The organism is Massilia aurea, from assembly GCF_040790145.1.
GTDB classification, from domain to species: Bacteria; Pseudomonadota; Gammaproteobacteria; order Burkholderiales; family Burkholderiaceae_D; genus Telluria; species Telluria aurea_C.
In genome coordinates this window covers 392,860-410,827 of sequence record NZ_JBFMMP010000001.1, presented here as the reverse complement: position 1 = coordinate 410,827, position 17,968 = coordinate 392,860, and the positions used below count along the sequence as shown (strand labels likewise).

Here is a 17,968-nt window from a genome sequence, read left to right as displayed (position 1 = left end):
CGTGCCGTGCGGGCCCCGGCAGTTCACATCGTCGAACACATCGAACGCTATCGTCAAAATTATCCGCTTTTCAACATTTTCTCGTGACCGGATACTGAACGTCATCAACCGCCGCGTCGATCCGCGGTTCAACGTGACACTCACCAGGAGTTTCCATGCACAAACTGTCCCTCGCACTGCTCGCCGCCGGCATCGTGACCGCATCGGCTGCGCACGCGCAAGCTGACCTCATCCTCACCAACGGCAAGATCGCCACCATGGCGCGTGACGGTGAATTCGTCGAAGCGCTGGCCATCAAGGATGGCAAGATCGCCGCCACCGGCACCAATGCGACGATCCTCGCGCTCAAACAAGATGCCACGAAGGTCGTGGACGTCGGCGGACGCACCGTGATCCCGGGCTTGAACGACTCGCACACGCACGTCATCCGCGCCGGCCTGAACTACAATATGGAGCTGCGCTGGGACGGCGTGCGCACCTTGAGGCGCGCAATGGAGATGCTCAAGGAGCAGGCGGCGCGCACGCCGGACGGCGAGTGGGTCAAGGTGGTCGGCGGCTGGACCGAGCATCAGTTCGAAGAAAAGCGCCTGCCGACGCTGGCCGAAATCAACGCCGCCGTGCCCAACAAGCCAGTGTTCATCCTGTACCTGTACGGCCTGGGTTTCCTGAACCGGAAGGGCGTCGAGACCCTCGGCTACACCAAGGACACCAAATACCTCGATGGCGAACTGCAGCTGGACAAGGCTGGCCAGCCCACGGGCCTCCTGGTGGCCAAGCCGAACGCGATGATCCTCTACGCGACGCTCGGCAAGACCAACAAGCTCGGCCGCGCGGACCAGGTCAATTCAACCATGCACTTCTACCGTGACCTGAACCGCCTGGGCATGACGAGCGCGGTCGATGCAGGCGGGGGCGGGCAGGCCTATCCCGACGACTACGGCGTCACGATCGAACTGGCAAAGCAGGGCAAGCTCACCGTGCGCACGGCGTACTATCTGTTCGCGCAGAAGGCCGGCAAGGAACTCGAAGACTACACGCGCTGGATCGCCCAGGTGACACCGAACAAGAACGACCACATGTTCTATGCCAACGGCTTCGCGGCAGAAGGCGCGGGAGAAAACCTGGTGTCGAGCGCAGCTGACTTCGAGAACTTCCTCGAGCCTCGCCCCGAGCTGCCGCACGCGATGGAAGACGAACTCGAACGCGTAGTGACGCTGCTGGTCAAGAACCGCTGGCCGTTCCGCATCCACGCAACTTACGGCGAGAGCATCGAGCGCGACCTGGCCGTGATCGAGAAGGTCCACCGCGCCACGCCATTGAACGGTCTGCGCTGGATCGTCGACCATGCCGAAACCGTCAACGACGACCAACTAATGCGCATCAAGGCGCTCGGTGGCGGGATCGCGGTGCAGAACCGCATGTACTTCCAGGGCGAGGCGTACTGGAAGCGCTACGGCGCCCAGACGCGCCAGATGCCGCCGATCCGCAAAATGCTCGAGCTCGGCATCCCCGTGGGCCTGGGCACCGACGGCACGCGCGTGAGCAGCTACGGGCCGTGGCCATCGATCTACTGGGCCGTCACGGGCAAGACGGCGGGTGGGCTGGCAACCTGGCAGCCGAAGGATGTGCTGTCGCGCCACGAAGCGCTCAAGCTCATGACGCAGGGCAGCGCCTGGATGAGCGGCGAAGATGCCGACAAGGGCAGGCTGGTCGCTGGCCAGTACGCCGATCTTGCGGTGCTGCCGCGCGATTACTTCACGATGGATGTCGCGCAGATCAAGGATCTGGAAAGCGTGCTCACGATCGTGGGCGGCGAAGTGGTATATGGCGCCGGCCCGTTTGCACCGCTGGCCCCGGCCTTGCCGGGGGTGTCACCGGACTGGAGTCCGGTGCGTCACTATGGCGGCTACCAGAATCGCTGATCGCATCATGAAATTACACCCCGGGTGCTTGAAATCCGGGGCGGCAATGCTCAACCTACTGCAGAGAAGGTAACTAACCAACGCCTGAAAATATGCAGTAATAATATTGTCACTTTTTCGACTCCGACAACACTACCTATCAGGAAAGAAGCTTATAACAGGGTGGGATGTGCAATGCACTCGCCGAGCTTCTTTCTCAGTCAATTGCCGTCCGACGAGCTTCTGAACGTGGTATCAAGCCCTTACGCCCCCGCGTAAAAAATAATGAAAACATAACCGCGGTCAATGATTCAGAAAATCGGCTCTTGCAAACTCATCTCACGTTCTCGCTTCAACCTTGGTGCGGTAATCCCGGATCAGGCGCCTGGCGCGAAACAACCGATGCTGCAAGAATCCACGGTCGTCACCGGACGCGTTTGCCAGACGGAGGAAAGCCACAAACCGGACCTTCAACATCAGATCGCACTGTCATGAGCGGCTTCGCGCCTGGTAGCTTGCAGTTTCACCGCCTGCACCATGCTCACAGCCATTTTTACTACTTGTTCTTGATGCGTTTTTCATTAGAAAAGACCCCAAGAAATGCCGCGTGAGCAGGTCGCTCTACGTGAAGCAAGTACATCACCAGAATAGTGGAGACATGAAATGCTTGAGACTCTATCCCGGCTGGCGCCCTTGGCGCCCGCGTACCTGGCTGCATCTTCCGCACGCACAGCACCGATGATCCGGGGAGGCCGCCATGCGTAACGCATCGCCCGCGGCGCTGCCCGCCAATCAACCGGCCTCCGACAAGACCCGCTGGATCCAGCTCGCCGTCGGCGTGGTCTGCATGATCGCCACGGCCAACATCCAATACGCCTGGACCTTGTTTGTGCCTGAAATCCAGGACACCTACGGCTGGTCGCGCGCCAGCATCCAGGTGGCGTTCACGCTGTTCGTCATCGTCCAGACCTGGCTGGCGCCGCTCGAAGGTTACTTCATCGACAAATTCGGGCCACGCCTGATGGTCGCGTTCGGCGCGGTGTTCATCGGCATGGCCTGGGTGATCAATTCGCAGGCGACGTCGCTGGCAGGCTTTTATCTTGGTGCGGCCGTGGGCGGCATCGGGGTCGGCTCGATCTACGCAACCTGCATCAACAATGCGCTCAAGTGGTTCCCGGATCGCCGCGGCCTTGCCGTTGGCCTGACTGCAGGTGGCTATGGCGCCGGTTCGGCCGCAACGATCTTGCCGATCGCGGCCATGATCGAATCGTCGGGCTTTCAGGAAACCTTCTTTTTCTTCGGTCTGCTGCAGGGCTCACTGGCGTTTATTGCGGCCTGGTTCCTGCGTTCGCCCAACCCGGCCGAGGTGAAGAAGTCGAGCAAGCTGCTGCAGGCAACGCATGACTTTACGCTCAGCGAAGCGTTGCACACCAAACTGTTCTGGCTGATGTTCATCATGTTCATCCTCGTGGTCACCGGCGGCATGATGGCCGTGGCGCAACTAGGCGTGATCGCCAAGGATCTGGGCGTGAAAGAGTTCAAGGTCGACCTGCATTTCTTCGTGATGGCGGCCTTGCCGCTGGCCCTGATGCTCGACCGGATCATGAACGGCATCTCGCGACCGATGTTCGGCTGGATCTCGGACCATATCGGGCGCGAAAAGACCATGGTGATTGCCTTTACCCTTGAAGGCATTGGCATCATTGCCCTCGGCTATTTCGGCAGCAACCCGTATGCGTTCCTGATCCTGTCGGGCATCGTGTTCCTGGCCTGGGGCGAAGTGTATTCGCTGTTCTCGGCGCTGGCCGGCGATGCTTTCGGCACCAAGCACATCGGCAAGATCTACGGGGTGCTGTACACCGCGAAGGGGATCGGCGCATTGTTCGTCCCGGTTGGCAACCTGATGATGGAGGCGACGGGCACCTGGTCGACGGTGCTTTATACCGTCGCCGCCATGGACCTGACGGCGGCGTTCCTGGCGATCATGGTCTTGCGGCCCGTACTCGCGACGCACGTGACGTACTCGAAAAACCTGTATGCCAAGGAGAACGAGGGGCTTGGGGGCGCGGTACCTGCCTGAACCCATGCAGTGCCAGGATAAAGCGGGGCTGGGTAACAGCGCCGCTTTTCTGGTGTCAAGGCTTCATTTAAGGATTCTTGATACTCATCAATGATTAAAGCGACCGTCGTCGCTAAGATCGCTGAAAACCGTCGATAAAACTTTGCAGGAGACAGCGTATGGGCAAGGCGTTGGAAGGCGTTCGCATCCTCGATTTCACCCACGTCCAGTCCGGACCCACCTGTACCCAGCTGCTCGCCTGGTTCGGCGCCGACGTCATCAAGGTCGAACGGGCCGGCGAGGGCGATGCGACGCGCAACCAGCTGCGCGACATCCCCGGTGTCGACAGCCTGTATTTCACCATGCTCAACCACAACAAGCGCTCGATCACGCTCGACACCAAGCGCCCGGCCGGCAAGGAAGTGCTGGAGACGCTGATCAGGGATTGCGACGTGCTGGTCGAGAACTTCGCGCCGGGCGCGCTCGACCGCATGGGGTTCAGCTGGGAGCGTATCCAGGAACTCAATCCGCGCATGATCGTCGCCTCGGTCAAGGGTTTTGGGCCCGGCCCGTATGAACATTGTAAAGTCTATGAAAACGTCGCCCAGTGCGCCGGCGGCGCGGCGGCCACGACGGGCTTCGACGATGGCCCCCCGATCGTCAGCGGCGCCCAGATCGGCGACAGCGGCAGCGGCCTGCACCTGGCACTGGGCATCGTGACTGCGCTCTATCAGCGCACGACGACCGGGCGCGGCCAGAGGGTGCTGACCTCGATGCAGGATGCCGTACTGAACCTGTGCCGCGTGAAACTGCGCGACCAGCAGCGCCTGGAGCGCAATGGCGTCATGGAAGAGTATCCGCAGTTCGCAGGTGGCCAGTTTGGCGAGTCCGTGCCGCGCGCAGGCAATGCGTCCGGCGGTGGCCAGCCCGGCTGGATCCTCAAGTGCAAGGGCTGGGAAACCGACCCGAACGCCTATATCTACTTCATCGCGCAGGCGCCGGTGTGGGCGCCGATCTGCAAGCTGATCGGGCGCGAAGCGTGGATTACCGACCCTGACTACGCGACGCCCAGGGCGCGCCTGCCGCGCCTGATGTCAATCTTCGCCACGGTCGAGGAATGGACCCGGACCCTGACCAAGTTCGAAGCGATGGATATCTTCAACAAACACGACATCCCGTGCGGCCCGATCCTGTCGATGAAGGAAATCGCCAACGACCCGTCGCTGCGCGCCACTGGCACCATCGTTGAAGTCGATCATCCCGAGCGTGGGCCGTATCTGACGGTGGGCAACCCGATCAAGCTGTCCGACAGCCCGACCGACGTGCAGCGTTCGCCGCTGCTGGGCGAGCACACCGACGAAGTGCTGTCCGGCCTGGGCTACTCGGCCGAACAGATCGCGCTGCTGCGCGACGAGCGCGTGATCTAGATCAGCGGCTGGGCCGCGTCCAGTAACCCGGCTGGGCGTAGACCCGCTTGAGCGTGTCGATGAAGGCGCGCACCCGCGCCGGCAAGTGCCGCTGCTGCATGTAGACCGCCATGATGTCGTAGTCGGGCAGCGCGTACTCACCGAGCACCGTGACCAGCTCGCCGGCCGCCAGCTGCGCCTGGATTTCCCAGGTCGAGCGCCAGGCCAGGCCCAGGCCTTCGCTCGCCCAGCGATGCAGCAACTCACCGTCATTGCAATCGAGGTTGCCGTTCACCTTGATCGTGACCGGCTTGCCGTCTTTCTGGAAATACCAGCCGCGCTGCTGCCCACCCTGCAGATTGAACGCCAGGCAGTTGTGCTGCGCGAGCTCTTCGAGCGAGCGCGGCACGCCGCAGCGGGCCAGGTAAGCTGGCGTGCCGCACACCACGCGCCGGTTGGTGGCCAGCCGCACGGCGACAAAACTCGGATCGAGCACGCCGCCGATCCGGATTCCCAGCTCATAGCCCTCGCGTACCAGATCCACCACGTGGTCGGTGAGGTTGAACGAGATCTGCACATTGGGATTGGCCGCCAGGAAGGCCGGCGCATGCGGCGCCACATGCAGGCGTCCGAATGCGGCCGGCGCCGAGACGATCAGGTGTCCGCTGGCCTCGTCACGGCCTTCCGAGACGATGGTTTCGGCCGTTTCGATGTCGGCCAGCAGCTTTCTGCAGTGTTCCAGGAACAGCGTGCCCGATTCGGTCAGCGTCAGGTGGCGCGTCGTGCGGTGCAGCAGCTTGACGCCCAGGCGCCGCTCGAGCGCATCGATGCGGCGCCCCAGCATGACCGGCGTAATGTTCTGCTCCAATGCGGCGCGCGCCAGGCTGCCCTTGTCGACCGCATCCACGAAGGCGCACATCTGCTTGACCTTGTCCATCTAGCCAGTATTCCATATTCCAGGTATCGAATAACATTATTTTTTGTCGTCTTATCAAGCGTCGGCGGACGCTCTAGCATGGGGTCTTCGCAGTCTGGTGACTTGAACCCGGGGGGACGGCATGGCCAAGATGACGGCAGCAGAAGCAGCGGTGCTGGTGATGGAAAAAGAGGGGATCAGTGTCGCTTTCGGCGTGCCCGGCGCCGCGATCAACCCGTTCTACGCGGCGCTGCGCAAGCGCGACAGCATTCGCCACTTCCTGGCGCGCCATGTGGAGGGCGCCTCGCACATGGCCGAAGGCTATACCCGCGCCAAAGCCGGCAACCTTGGCGTCTGCATCGGCACCTCGGGCCCGGCCGGCACCGACATGATCACGGGCCTGTATTCTGCCCAGGCCGATTCGATACCTATCCTTTGCATTACCGGCCAGGCGCCGCGTGCGCGGCTGTACAAGGAAGACTTCCAGGCGATCGATATCGAGTCCATTGCCAAGCCGGTGACCAAGTGGGCCGTCACCGTGCGCGAACCGGCGCTGGTGCCGCGCGTGTTCCAGCAAGCGTTTCACCTGATGCGCTCCGGGCGGCCCGGCCCGGTGCTGATCGACTTGCCAATCGACGTACAACTGGCGCAGATCGAATTCGACGCCGACACCTATGAACCGATGGCCCTGTACAAGCCGCGGGCGAGCCGCGCGCAGATTGAAAAAGCGCTGGACATGATGAACCGGGCGCAGCGCCCCCTGCTGACGGCCGGCGGGGGCATCATCAATGCCGATGCGTCCGAACTGCTGGTGGAATTCGCCGAGACCACCGGCATCCCCGTGATCCCGACGCTGATGGGCTGGGGCTCGATCCCCGACGACCATCCCCAGATGGCGGGCATGGCCGGCCTGCAGACGAGCCACCGCTATGGCAACGCGACGCTGCTGGCGGCCGACTTCGTCATGGGCATCGGCAATCGCTGGGCGAATCGCCATACCGGCGGCCTGGACGTGTTCACCAAGGACCGCACGTTCGTCCATATCGACATCGAACCGACCCAGATCGGGCGCGTGTTCGGGCCCGACTACGGCATTGTCTCCGATGCGAAAGCAGCGCTCGAGCAGCTGGTGGAGGTGGCGCGCGAATGGCGCGCCAGCGGCAGGCTGGCCGAGCGCAGCGCGTGGCTCGGCGCCTGCCAGGAGCGCAAGCGCACGATGCTGCGCCGCAGCGATTTCCCGGATGTGCCGGTCAAGCCGCTGCGCGTGTATCACGAGATGAACGAATACTTCGGGCGCGACGTGCGCTACGTCGCCAGCATCGGCCTGTCGCAGATCGCCGCCGCCCAGTTCTTGCGCGTGCACCACCCGCGCCATTGGATCAATTGCGGCCAGGCTGGCCCGCTCGGCTGGACGATCCCGGCCGCGCTCGGCGTGCGCGTGGCCGACCCCGATGCCGACATCGTCGCCATCTCGGGCGACTACGATTTCCAGTTCATGATCGAAGAACTGGCGGTGGCCGCGCAGTTCAAGCTGCCGTACATCCACGTGCTGGTGAATAACGCCTATCTGGGGCTGATCCGCCAGGCGCAGCGCGGCTTCGAGATGGATTACTGCGTCCAGCTGGCATTCGAGAACGTCAATGCCCCCGAACTGGAAGGCTACGGCGTCGATCACGTGGCCGTGGTCGAGGGCCTGGGCTGCAAGGCGCTGCGGGTATTCCGACCGGCCGACATCATCCCCGCCTTCGAGCAGGCGCGCGCGCTGATGGCGCAGTACCGCGTGCCGGTGGTCGTTGAAATCATCCTCGAGCGGGTGACCAATATCGCGATGGGCACCGAGATCGATGCACTCAATGAGTTCAACGATGTGCTCGACATTCAATAGATGTGCTCGACATTCGATCAGCGCCAGCACCAGGAGCCGCCATGACCAAGCTTGCTGCCAACCTCACCATGCTGTTTACCGAGGTCGATTTTCTCGATCGCTTCGAGCACGCCGCCCGGGCAGGATTCCGGGGCGTCGAGTTCCTGTTCCCGTATGCTTATCCGGCACAAGACATCGCCGAGAAGCTCGACACCTGGCGCCTCGAGCTGGTGTTGCACAACCTGCCGGCCGGCGACTGGGCCGCTGGCGAGCGCGGCATCGCCTGCCATCCGGGCCGGAGGGCCGAATTCCAGGACGGCGTGGGCCAGGCGATCGAGTATGCCAGGGCGCTCGGCGTCAGGCAGCTCAATACCCTGGCCGGCATCGTGCCCGGCGGCGTGGCGCCAGATGCGGCGCACGCGACGCTGGTGGAAAACCTGCAGTATGCCGCCAGCCATTTGAAAGCCGAGGGCATCCGCTTGCTGGTCGAGCCGGTCAACACCTTCGATATCCCGGGCTTTTTCCTGCATCACACCCGCCAGGCGCTGGACATCATCGAACAGACCGGCTCGAGCAATCTGTTCCTGCAATACGACATCTATCACATGCAGCGCATGGAGGGCGAACTGACGGCGACGATCAAGGCCAACCTGCCGCAGATCCGCCACATACAGCTGGCCGACAACCCGGGCCGCTTCGAGCCCGGCACGGGCGAGATCAATTATCGCTACCTGCTGGGCATGCTGGACGAGATCGGGTACGACGGCTGGGTCGGCTGCGAGTACAAGCCGCGCGACGGCACTTTGCGCGGCCTGGGCTGGATGGCCGAGCACGGCCTGTAGCCGATAGCTACTTCACATCACTCTGGAGACGATCATGACAAAAGTAGGATTTATCGGCCTCGGCATCATGGGCGGACCCATGGCCGCCAACCTGCAGGCAGGCGGCTGCAAACTGTATCTGCATGACCTGAAGAATCCTCCGCTGGGGTTGATCGAGGCCGGCGCCACGGTCTGCACCAATGCCACCGAGGTGGCGAAACGGGCCGACGTGATCATCGTGATGGTGCCCGACACGCCGCATGTCGAAGAGGCGCTGTTCGGAGAGCATGGCGTCGCGGCAGGCCTCACACCGGGCAAGATCGTGGTCGACATGAGCTCGATCTCACCGATGGCCACCAAACAATTCGCCAAGAAGATCAACAAGCGCGACTGCGACTACGTCGATGCGCCTGTCTCTGGCGGTGAAGTCGGCGCGCGCGCCGCCACGCTGACCATCATGGTGGGCGGTTCGCCCGAGGCCTTCGAGCGGGTGCGGCCGCTGTTCGAGCTGATGGGCAAAAACATCACATTGGTGGGCGGCAACGGCGACGGCCAGACCGCCAAGGTGGCGAACCAGATCATCGTCGCGCTGAACATCCAGGCCGTTGCCGAAGCGCTGCTGTTCGCCTCGAAGGCGGGCGCCGATCCGGCCCGGGTACGCCAAGCGCTGATGGGCGGTTTTGCCGCCTCGCGCATCCTGGAAGTGCATGGCGAGCGCATGGTCAAGCGTACCTTTGCGCCGGGCTTTCGGATCGAACTGCACCAGAAAGACCTGAACCTGGCGTTGCAAGGTGCGAAAACGCTGGGAATCTCGCTGCCCAACACCGCCAATGTCCAGGAATTGATGAATTCGTGCGCCGCGCACGGCATGGCGCAGCTCGATCATTCGGCGCTGTGCCAGGCGATCGAGCGGATGTCGAACCATGCCATTGCCGCAGAAGGATAAAGGCCCATCCGATGACCACCTGGGTAATGCATCATCCCGCCTGCTTCGGCCACGAGCCGGGCCCTGGCCATCCGGAGTCGCCACAGCGACTGCACGTGGTAATGGAGACGTTGCGCCAGCCCGAGTTCGCGCAATTGGCGTGGCGCGAGGCGCCGCTCGGCACGCGCGAGCAAGTGCTGCTGGTCCATGACGCCGACTTTGTCGATGCCATCGCCGCCGCCCGGCCACTGCATGGCCTGGTTGCGCTCGACGGCGGCGACACCCTGATCTCGCCTGGCTCGTGGGAGGCCGTGATGCGCTGCGTGGGCGCGGCCTGCGCCGGGGTCGATGCCGTGCTGGCGGGCGAGGCCGACAATGTCTTCTGCGCGACGCGGCCCTGCGGCCACCATGCCGAGCCGGACCGTGCGATGGGCTTTTGCGTGTTCAACCAGGCCGCCATCGCCGCCGTCCACGCATTGGACACGCATGGCCTGCAGCGCGTCGCGGTGATCGATTTCGACGTCCACCATGGCAATGGCACGCAGGCGGCCTTTTTTGATCGGCCCGCGCTGTTCTACGGCTCGAGCCATCAGTCGCCGCTGTATCCGGGGACGGGCGCCGCGCATGAAACTGGTGCGAGCGGCAATATCGTCAATCTGCCGTTGCCGCCCGGGTGCGATTCGGCCTTGTTTCGCGCGCAGGTGGCAAGCGTGCTGCTGCCCGCCTTGCGCAGTTTCGCGCCGGAGCTGATCATCGTGTCGGCCGGGTTCGATGCGCACCGGCTCGATCCCCTGGCCAGCATGCGGCTGGAAGACGACGACTTCGCCTGGATCACCCGCGAAATCATGGCGATCGCCGTCGACCTTTGCCAGGGCCGTCTCGTGTCCATCCTGGAAGGCGGTTACAGCGCCGACGGCCTCGCCGGCGGTTGCGCGGCCCACCTACGGGCCCTGATGGCGGGCGACGCTGGCGACGGATAACTTACGACGCCGCGCCAAGGGGCGGAATCAGCGCGGCAATTCGCGCCGCGCCTTCGTCCAGCAAGAATTGCCTGAACGCCAGCGCCACCGGCGCCAGCCGTTTTTCGCGCCGGTGCACGACGTACCAGTTGAGCAGGAGCGGAAACCCCACGACATCCAGCACCACCAGGCTGCCCGCCGCCAGCTCGCGCCCGACCGTGTGCGCCGACAGAAAGCCCAGCCCGATGCCGGCGATCACTGCCTGCTTGATCGTTTCGGTGCTCTTGATCTCCATCGCAACGTTCAGTTCTTTTACGCGCGGACCGAACGCTTCTTCCATCGAATACCACGTGTCGGAGCCCGGCTCGCGAATCACGAACGGGTGACGGATCAGCACATCCATCGAGATGGCCGCACGACCGGCCAGCGGATGGTCGGGCGCGCCGACGATCACGTACGGGTGCGGGGCAAAGGCATCGTTCTGGGTCTGGGGCCCGCCCGGCGGACGCACCATCACGGCCAGGTCGGTGAGATTGGTTTCCAGCCGGCCCAGCAGTTCTTCGCGGTTGTGCACTGTGAGGTTCAGCTCGATACCTGGATGCTGGCGGGCGAATGCGACCATCAATTGGGGAAAGAAATAGTCGCCGGCGCTGATCACCGCCACGTTCAGCCTGCCGCCGGTGATGCCCTTGAGCTGCGCCATGGCCGCTTGCGCTTCCTCAAACTGCCCGATGATCGCGCGACAAAAGTGCAGCAGTTCGCTGCCCGCCTGGGTCAGATAAATTTTCTTGCCCAGTTGTTCGAACAGCGCCAGCCCCACATGGCCTTCCAGGGCGCGGATCTGGATCGACACGGCCGGCTGGGTCAGGTGCAATTCCTCGGCGGCACGCGAGAAGCTGAGGCGCCGCGCAACGGCCTCGAAGACCTTCAGTTGCCGCAGTGTGGCGTTCTTCACAGGCCTCCCGATGCATAAGCATGTACTAATGATTATCCCTAAAAGTTTTAACTATTACTAATCATTTAGCGGGACTACGATGGATTTCTGGTTACTCAACCACACGCACCTACCGGGAGAATGGTCATGACGATCCACTACCACCACAGCGATACCGATGCCGATGCCTGTGCAGTTGCCTCTGCAGTTGCCGATATCCAGCGCAACGCCTACAACGCGGCTTTTCATGAACTGGGGCTGAGCTGGTACTGGGATGCCGGGCACTACGCGAGCGCCTCGGCCGGCAACGATGACCGCGCGGGCTTGCGCAAGTATCTGGCCGAACACCAGCCGCACCTCCTGAACGCGCACGACGCCGAATTTTTGATCGGTGCGATCCTCGCCGCCAAGGCGCGTTGCCATGCGCAACTGAACGCCACCGGCTGCAGTCCGGGTGCGGCGATCAACTGGTCCGAGCTCCAGCAGCGCCAAATCGGCTCCTGAAGGCCAGCAGAGAACGATTTTCGAATCTTAACCGTGGTCATGGATATGCCGACGCGGTTCTTCCACAATCAGGCCACCTGACTCCCGGCCCACGAAAGAACACGCACATGATCCATCACTGGCTACGTTTCCAGCATCTCGACACCGTGCGCTTCGGCACCCTCGAGGGCGACATGATCCGGATCTTCCAGGGCGACATGTTCGACAGCCCGCGCCGCACCGATCTCGTGATCGGCCTGGCCGAGGTCGAAGTGCTGACCCCTGTGGTGCCCGGCAAGATCCTGGCGATGTGGAACAACTTCCATGCGCTGGGCCAGAAGCTGGGCCTGGCGCCGCCGGCGGAACCGCTATATCTGATGAAGCCGCCGACGTCGTGCCTGGCGCCGGGCGGCACGATCCGCAAGCCGCTGTGCGACGGCAAGGTGGCGTTCGAGGGCGAGCTGGCGATCGTGATTGGCCGCAGTTGCACTGCCGTGTCGGTGGCGGACGCGCCCGACTACGTGTTCGGCTATACCTGCGCCAATGACGTCACCGTCAATGAGATCATCGGGCGCGACCCGACCTTTCCCCAATGGGTGCGCGCCAAGGGCTTCGACACCTTTTGCCCGTTCGGGCCCGTGATCGCCACCGGCCTGAACCCGGCGATGCTGGTCGTGCGCACGATCCTGAACGGTGAAGTCCGCCAGGATTACCCCATCAACGACATGGTGTTTCCGGTGGCTGAGCTGGTCAGCAGGATTTCGCAGGACATGACATTGGCGCCGGGCGACCTCGTGCTGTGCGGGACGTCGGTCGGCGTGGGCTCGATGCGGCCAGGCAGCCTGATCGAGGTGGAGATCGGCGGTATCGGAAAGCTCGTCAACCGGTTCGAGTAAACGCAAGGGGTGGGTCATGAAAATCGCAATCATCGGTGCGGGCGCAATTGGCGGCCTGGTCGGCGCCAGGCTGGCACTGGCAGGAGAAGAAGTGACGTTCATCGTCCGGGGCGCCAACCTGGAAGCCATTCGTGCCAACGGCATCAAACTGATCGAAATGGATGGCGAAGAGAAGGTTGCGCTCAATGTGCGCGCGACAAACGATTACGACGCCGCCGGTCAGCAAGACCTGGTGATCCTGGCGTTGAAGGCGCACCAGGTCGATGGTGTATCGGCCCAGATCGGCAAGCTGTTCGGCCCGCAGACGGTCGTGGTGACGATGCAGAACGGCATCCCGTTCTGGTATTTCCACCGCCATGGCGGCGAGTTTGACGGGCGCACCGTGCACAGCGTCGACGCCGGCGGCGAGCTGGCGGGCCGGATTCCGCCCGAGCGGGTGCTCGGCTGCGTGGTCTATCCGGCGGCCGAACTGCTCGCGCCGGGCATCATCAAGCACACCGAAGGTGCGCGCTTTCCGTTGGGGGAACTGGACGGCACGTCGAGCGAGCGGGTCGAGGCGGTGTCCGCCTGTTTCCAGCAGGCCGGCTTCAAATCACCCGTGCTGGACAATATCCGCGCCGAGATCTGGCTCAAGCTGTGGGGCAATGTCAGCTTCAATCCGATCAGCGCATTGGCGCATTCGACCCTGGTCGACATTTGCCAGCACCCGCTCGCGCGCGACCTGGCCGCGGCGATGATGCGCGAAGCTGAGGCAGTGGCCACCAAGCTGGGGATCACGTTCCGGGTCACGCTGGACCGGCGCATCGAAGGCGCCGAAAAGATCGGCAAGCACAAGACATCGATGCTGCAAGACGTGGAGGCCGGCCGGGGGCTGGAAATCGATGCGCTGGTCGGCTCGGTGATCGAGCTGGCGCGCATGACCGGCACGCCGACGCCGCACATCGATTCGGCCTACGCGCTGGTGAAATTGCTGGCGCAAACCATGCATGAAGAGCAGGGCGGGGTACGGCTGCAAAAGCTCGTCACGACCTGACTCAGATCTTGCCGCGATTTTTCAGGCGGCTGAGCGTTTCCGGCGACAGGTGCAGGTACGACGCCAGTTCTTTCTTCGGCAGGCGCTCGAACAGGGCAGGGTGCTTGCGCACGAAGCGGTGCACCCGCCCCGGCGCATCGAGCAAGTGCAGCGTGATCGTGTGCGCCATGATGCCGCTCATCAAGTTCATGACCTCGTGCTCGAACGCCTGCTTGGCCGTGCTGTGGCTCTGCAGATAATCGACCCACTGCGACAGCGGCATGCGGGCCACGCGCGCCTTGGTGACGCACACGATGCTGTAGGGCGTCGGCGTCTTGAGGCACCAGGCGGCGTAGCTGGTTTCGATGTCGCGCTCGGCCGAGAAGCGCAGGATCATTTCCTTGGCCTCTTGATTCGTGACCTGGCGTTTGAGGATGCCGTCGAGGATGAAGTACTGGACCATCTCGTGCACGCCCTGGTTCATCAACAGATCGCCTTTTTGATGATTGACGATCGTCAGGTAGGGCTCGAGCGCGGCCATTTCGCTGTCGCGCAGTTCTTTGAGAATCACGTTCTGCTTCAACTGAAGACGAATGATGTTGCGTTCGGGGTGGTTGGCAATGAGCGTCATAGAACCTGTTCAACGAGCGGTTCGCGTACCGGGTTTACACATCATGCGTCGAAAATTGACCATGGTCAATGAGACAAATCAGGCCTGCTGGATATGATGCTTCGCAGATGACACGCACCCATGGCGAGGTCACCTGGATTGCCAATCACTGGAGACATCAATGACACACAATGTATCGGTAGAAGTGACCGACGGCTTTCACTTGGTAGTCGATGCCCTGAAACATAACGACATCGACACGATTTTCGGCCTGGTCGGCATTCCGATTACCGACCTGGCGCGCCTGGCGCAGGCCGAGGGGATGCGCTTCATCGGTTTTCGTCACGAACAGAACGCCGGCAACGCCGCCGCGATCGCCGGTTACATGACGCAGAAACCCGGCATCTGCCTGACAGTCTCGGCGCCGGGTTTCCTCAACGGCTTGACGGCGCTGGCCAATGCCACCACCAACTGCTTCCCGATGATCCTCATTTCCGGCTCGAGCGAGCGCGAAATCGTCGACCTGCAGCAGGGCGACTACGAAGAGATGGACCAGCTCAATGCCGCGAAGCCGTACGCCAAGGCGTCCTATCGCATCAACAAGGCCGAGGATATCGGCATCGGCGTCGCGCGGGCGATTCGCGCCGCCGTGTCGGGGCGTCCGGGCGGTGTGTACCTCGACCTGCCGGCGCAACTGCTGTCGCAAACGCTCGAAGTGGGCCACGCCAAGCGCTCGCTCGTGAAGGTGGTCGACCCGGCGCCGCGCCAGTTGCCGGCCCCGGAGTCGGTGCAACGTGCGCTGGAGCTGATCAAGGGCGCGAAGAAACCGCTGATCCTGCTCGGCAAGGGCGCAGCCTACGCCCAGGCCGATGACGACATCCGCGCGCTGGTCGAGCGCACCGGGATGCCGTACCTGCCGATGTCGATGGCCAAGGGTTTATTGCCCGATACCCACGCGCAGTCCGCCTCGGCCGCGCGCTCGTACGTGCTGGCCGAGGCCGACGTGGTGGTTCTCATCGGCGCGCGGCTGAACTGGCTGCTGGCGCACGGCAAGGGCAAAACCTGGGGCAAGCCGAAGCAGTTCGTCCAGATCGACATCGCGCCTACTGAAATCGATAGCAACGTGGCCATTGCCGCGCCGCTCATCGGCGATATCGGCTCGTGCGTGGCGGCGCTGCTCGCAGGGCTCGACGCCGCCGGCATCGCCCAGCCGGACGCGGCGTGGCTTGCGCCGATCGCCGAGCGCAAGGACCAGAACATGTCCAAGATGGCGGCGATGCTGGCCCGTGATGTGTCGCCGATGAACTTCCACGGCGCGCTGGGCGCCATCCGCGAAGTGCTGAAACAGCACCCCGACATCAACCTGGTAAACGAGGGCGCCAACACGCTCGACTTCGCGCGCAGCATCATCGACCAGTACCAGCCGCGCAAGCGTTTCGACTCCGGCACCTGGGGGATCATGGGTATCGGCATGGGCTACGCCATCGGCGCGGCCGTCGTGAGCGGCAAGCCGGTGGTGGCGATCGAAGGCGACAGCGCATTCGGATTCAGCGGCATGGAGCTCGAAACCATCTGCCGCTACGAGCTGCCCGTGACCACCATCATCTTCAACAACAACGGCGTCTACCGCGGCACCGACGTCAATCCCACCGGCGGCAAGGATGTCGCACCCACTGTATTCGTCAAGAACGCCCGTTACGACAAGATGATCGAGGCCTTCGGCGGCATCGGCTACAACGTCGCCACGCCGGAAGAACTGAGCCGCGCACTGATCGATGCCATCGCCGCCGGCAAGCCGGCCCTGATCAATGCCGCGATCGACGAGACCGCCGGCACCGAGAGCGGCCGGCTGACCAACCTGAATCCGCAGAGCGGCGCGAAAAAATAATACCGATCGACAAACTGGAGACTGACATCATGAGCAAACCACTCGAAGGCATCAAGATTATCGACTTCACCCACGTACAGGCCGGCCCCGCCTGCACGCAGCTGCTGGCCTGGTTCGGCGCCGACGTGATCAAGGTCGAACGGCCCGGCTCGGGCGACGTCACCCGCTCGCAACTGCGCGACATCCCGGGCGTGGACGCCCTGTACTTCACTATGCTCAACAGCAATAAACGGTCATTAACGCTCGATACCAAGAAGCCCGAGGGCAAGGAAATCTTGACCAGGCTGATCAAGGAGTCGGACGTGCTTGTCGAGAACTTCGGCCCGGGCGCGCTGGACCGCATGGGCTTCACCTGGGAGCACATCAAGGAACTGAACCCCGGCATGATCGTGGCGTCGGTGAAGGGCTTCAGCGACGGTCACCACTACGAAGACCTGAAAGTGTATGAAAACGTGGCGCAGTGCGCCGGCGGCGCGGCCTCTACCACCGGCTTTGACGACGGCCCGCCGACCGTTAGCGCGGCCGCGCTGGGCGACAGCAATACCGGCATGCACCTGGCGATCGGGATCCTGACCGCCTTGCGCGCACGCGATACGACGGGCAAGGGCCAGAAAGTGGCGGTCTCGATGCAGGACAGCGTGCTGAACCTGTGCCGGGTGAAGCTGCGCGACCAGCAGCGCCTGGACCGCGTCGGGTACCTGGAAGAATATCCGCAGTACCCGCACGGCACGTTCTCGGATGTCGTGCCACGCGGCGGGAATGCCGGCGGCGGCGGACAGCCGGGCTGGGTGCTCAAGTGCAAAGGCTGGGAAACCGACCCCAACGCGTACATTTACTTCACCATCCAGGGTCATGCCTGGGCGCCGATCTGCAAGGCCATTGGCAAGGAAGAGTGGACCGACGACCCGGCGTACATGACGGCAGCGGCGCGCCAGGACAAGATCTTCTCCATCTTCGGGACGATCGAAGAATGGCTCAAGGACAAGACCAAGTTCGAGGCGGTGGACATCTTGCGCGAGTTCGATATCCCATGCTCGCCGGTGCTGTCGATGAAAGAAATAGCCAACGACCCGTCGCTGCGCGCCAGCGGGACGATCACCGAGGTTGATCACAAGGAACGCGGCAAGTATCTGACTGTGGGCAGCCCCATCAAGTTCTCGGACACGACCGTGGAAATTACGGGCTCGCCGCTGCTGGGCGAGCACACCGACGAGGTGCTCGAAAGCCTCGGCTACAGCTCGAAACAGATCGCCGCGCTGCACGAGCAGCAAGTGGTGTGATCCGGTTCATTCGT

General features: G+C 63.1%; 15 protein-coding genes. 12 read left to right on the top strand and 3 right to left on the bottom strand.

Going from position 1 to position 17,968, the window contains the following annotated elements:
• Positions 1-155 precede the first annotated feature (155 nt).
• The 3 genes from AB2N08_RS01735 (at position 156) to frc (AB2N08_RS01725) (ending at position 5,387) form a co-directional block, all read left to right on the top strand.
• Entirely contained in the window at positions 156-1,922 is a 1,767-nt protein-coding gene (locus tag AB2N08_RS01735) for an amidohydrolase (RefSeq protein ID WP_367608875.1), read from the top strand.
• 736 nt (positions 1,923-2,658) lie between these two features.
• Positions 2,659-3,981 carry an oxalate/formate MFS antiporter gene (gene oxlT / locus AB2N08_RS01730; RefSeq protein WP_367608874.1) on the top strand — a complete coding sequence of 441 codons (1,323 nt, stop codon included), beginning with the start codon at positions 2,659-2,661 and terminating at the stop codon, positions 3,979-3,981.
• A gap of 158 nt (positions 3,982-4,139) precedes the next feature.
• The gene (gene frc / locus AB2N08_RS01725; protein WP_367608873.1) at positions 4,140-5,387 is read left to right on the top strand and encodes a formyl-CoA transferase; all 1,248 of its coding nucleotides are present in this window, start codon (positions 4,140-4,142) and stop codon (positions 5,385-5,387) included.
• 1 nt (position 5,388) lies between these two features.
• On the opposite strand, the gene AB2N08_RS01720 is transcribed toward frc (AB2N08_RS01725), so the two are convergent.
• Complete coding sequence (locus tag AB2N08_RS01720) at positions 5,389-6,303, bottom strand: LysR family transcriptional regulator (protein ID WP_367608872.1); 915 nt, start codon at positions 6,301-6,303, stop codon at positions 5,389-5,391.
• A gap of 121 nt (positions 6,304-6,424) precedes the next feature.
• Here AB2N08_RS01720 and gcl point away from each other — a divergent pair, with 121 nt between their 5' ends.
• The 4 genes from gcl to AB2N08_RS01700 are packed head-to-tail and all read left to right on the top strand — an operon-like array spanning position 6,425 to position 10,872.
• On the top strand, positions 6,425-8,167 hold the full coding sequence (gene gcl / locus AB2N08_RS01715) for a glyoxylate carboligase (RefSeq protein ID WP_367608871.1): 1,743 nt from the start codon (positions 6,425-6,427) through the stop codon (positions 8,165-8,167).
• 41 nt (positions 8,168-8,208) lie between these two features.
• Entirely contained in the window at positions 8,209-8,988 is a 780-nt protein-coding gene (gene hyi / locus AB2N08_RS01710; protein ID WP_367608870.1) for a hydroxypyruvate isomerase, read from the top strand.
• Positions 8,989-9,022: 34 nt separating this feature from the next.
• Positions 9,023-9,913, top strand: coding sequence for a 2-hydroxy-3-oxopropionate reductase (locus tag AB2N08_RS01705; RefSeq protein WP_367608869.1), 891 nt, complete (start codon positions 9,023-9,025; stop codon positions 9,911-9,913).
• A gap of 11 nt (positions 9,914-9,924) precedes the next feature.
• A complete protein-coding gene (locus AB2N08_RS01700; RefSeq protein ID WP_367608868.1) occupies positions 9,925-10,872 on the top strand; it encodes a histone deacetylase family protein in 948 nt (315 codons plus the stop codon).
• Position 10,873: 1 nt separating this feature from the next.
• Here the strand turns inward: AB2N08_RS01700 and AB2N08_RS01695 are convergent, their stop codons facing one another.
• Entirely contained in the window at positions 10,874-11,806 is a 933-nt protein-coding gene (locus AB2N08_RS01695; protein ID WP_367608867.1) for a LysR family transcriptional regulator, read from the bottom strand.
• Positions 11,807-11,932: 126 nt separating this feature from the next.
• Here AB2N08_RS01695 and AB2N08_RS01690 point away from each other — a divergent pair, with 126 nt between their 5' ends.
• The 3 genes from AB2N08_RS01690 (at position 11,933) to AB2N08_RS01680 (ending at position 14,197) form a co-directional block, all read left to right on the top strand.
• Positions 11,933-12,289, top strand: a complete 357-nt coding sequence (locus AB2N08_RS01690) for a hypothetical protein (protein WP_367608866.1) — start codon at positions 11,933-11,935, stop codon at positions 12,287-12,289.
• A 107-nt stretch (positions 12,290-12,396) separates the two neighbouring features.
• The gene (locus AB2N08_RS01685) at positions 12,397-13,164 is read left to right on the top strand and encodes a fumarylacetoacetate hydrolase family protein (protein ID WP_367608865.1); all 768 of its coding nucleotides are present in this window, start codon (positions 12,397-12,399) and stop codon (positions 13,162-13,164) included.
• Positions 13,165-13,180: 16 nt separating this feature from the next.
• A complete protein-coding gene (locus AB2N08_RS01680; protein ID WP_367608864.1) occupies positions 13,181-14,197 on the top strand; it encodes a 2-dehydropantoate 2-reductase in 1,017 nt (338 codons plus the stop codon).
• Position 14,198: 1 nt separating this feature from the next.
• Here the strand turns inward: AB2N08_RS01680 and AB2N08_RS01675 are convergent, their stop codons facing one another.
• Positions 14,199-14,807, bottom strand: coding sequence for a Crp/Fnr family transcriptional regulator (locus AB2N08_RS01675; RefSeq protein ID WP_367608863.1), 609 nt, complete (start codon positions 14,805-14,807; stop codon positions 14,199-14,201).
• Positions 14,808-14,967: 160 nt separating this feature from the next.
• Here AB2N08_RS01675 and oxc point away from each other — a divergent pair, with 160 nt between their 5' ends.
• Positions 14,968-16,674: an oxalyl-CoA decarboxylase gene (oxc, locus tag AB2N08_RS01670; RefSeq protein ID WP_367608862.1), complete on the top strand. Its 1,707-nt coding sequence runs from the start codon at positions 14,968-14,970 to the stop codon at positions 16,672-16,674.
• 29 nt (positions 16,675-16,703) lie between these two features.
• Positions 16,704-17,954: a formyl-CoA transferase gene (frc, locus tag AB2N08_RS01665; RefSeq protein ID WP_367608861.1), complete on the top strand. Its 1,251-nt coding sequence runs from the start codon at positions 16,704-16,706 to the stop codon at positions 17,952-17,954.
• The last annotated feature ends 14 nt before the right edge of the window (positions 17,955-17,968 follow it).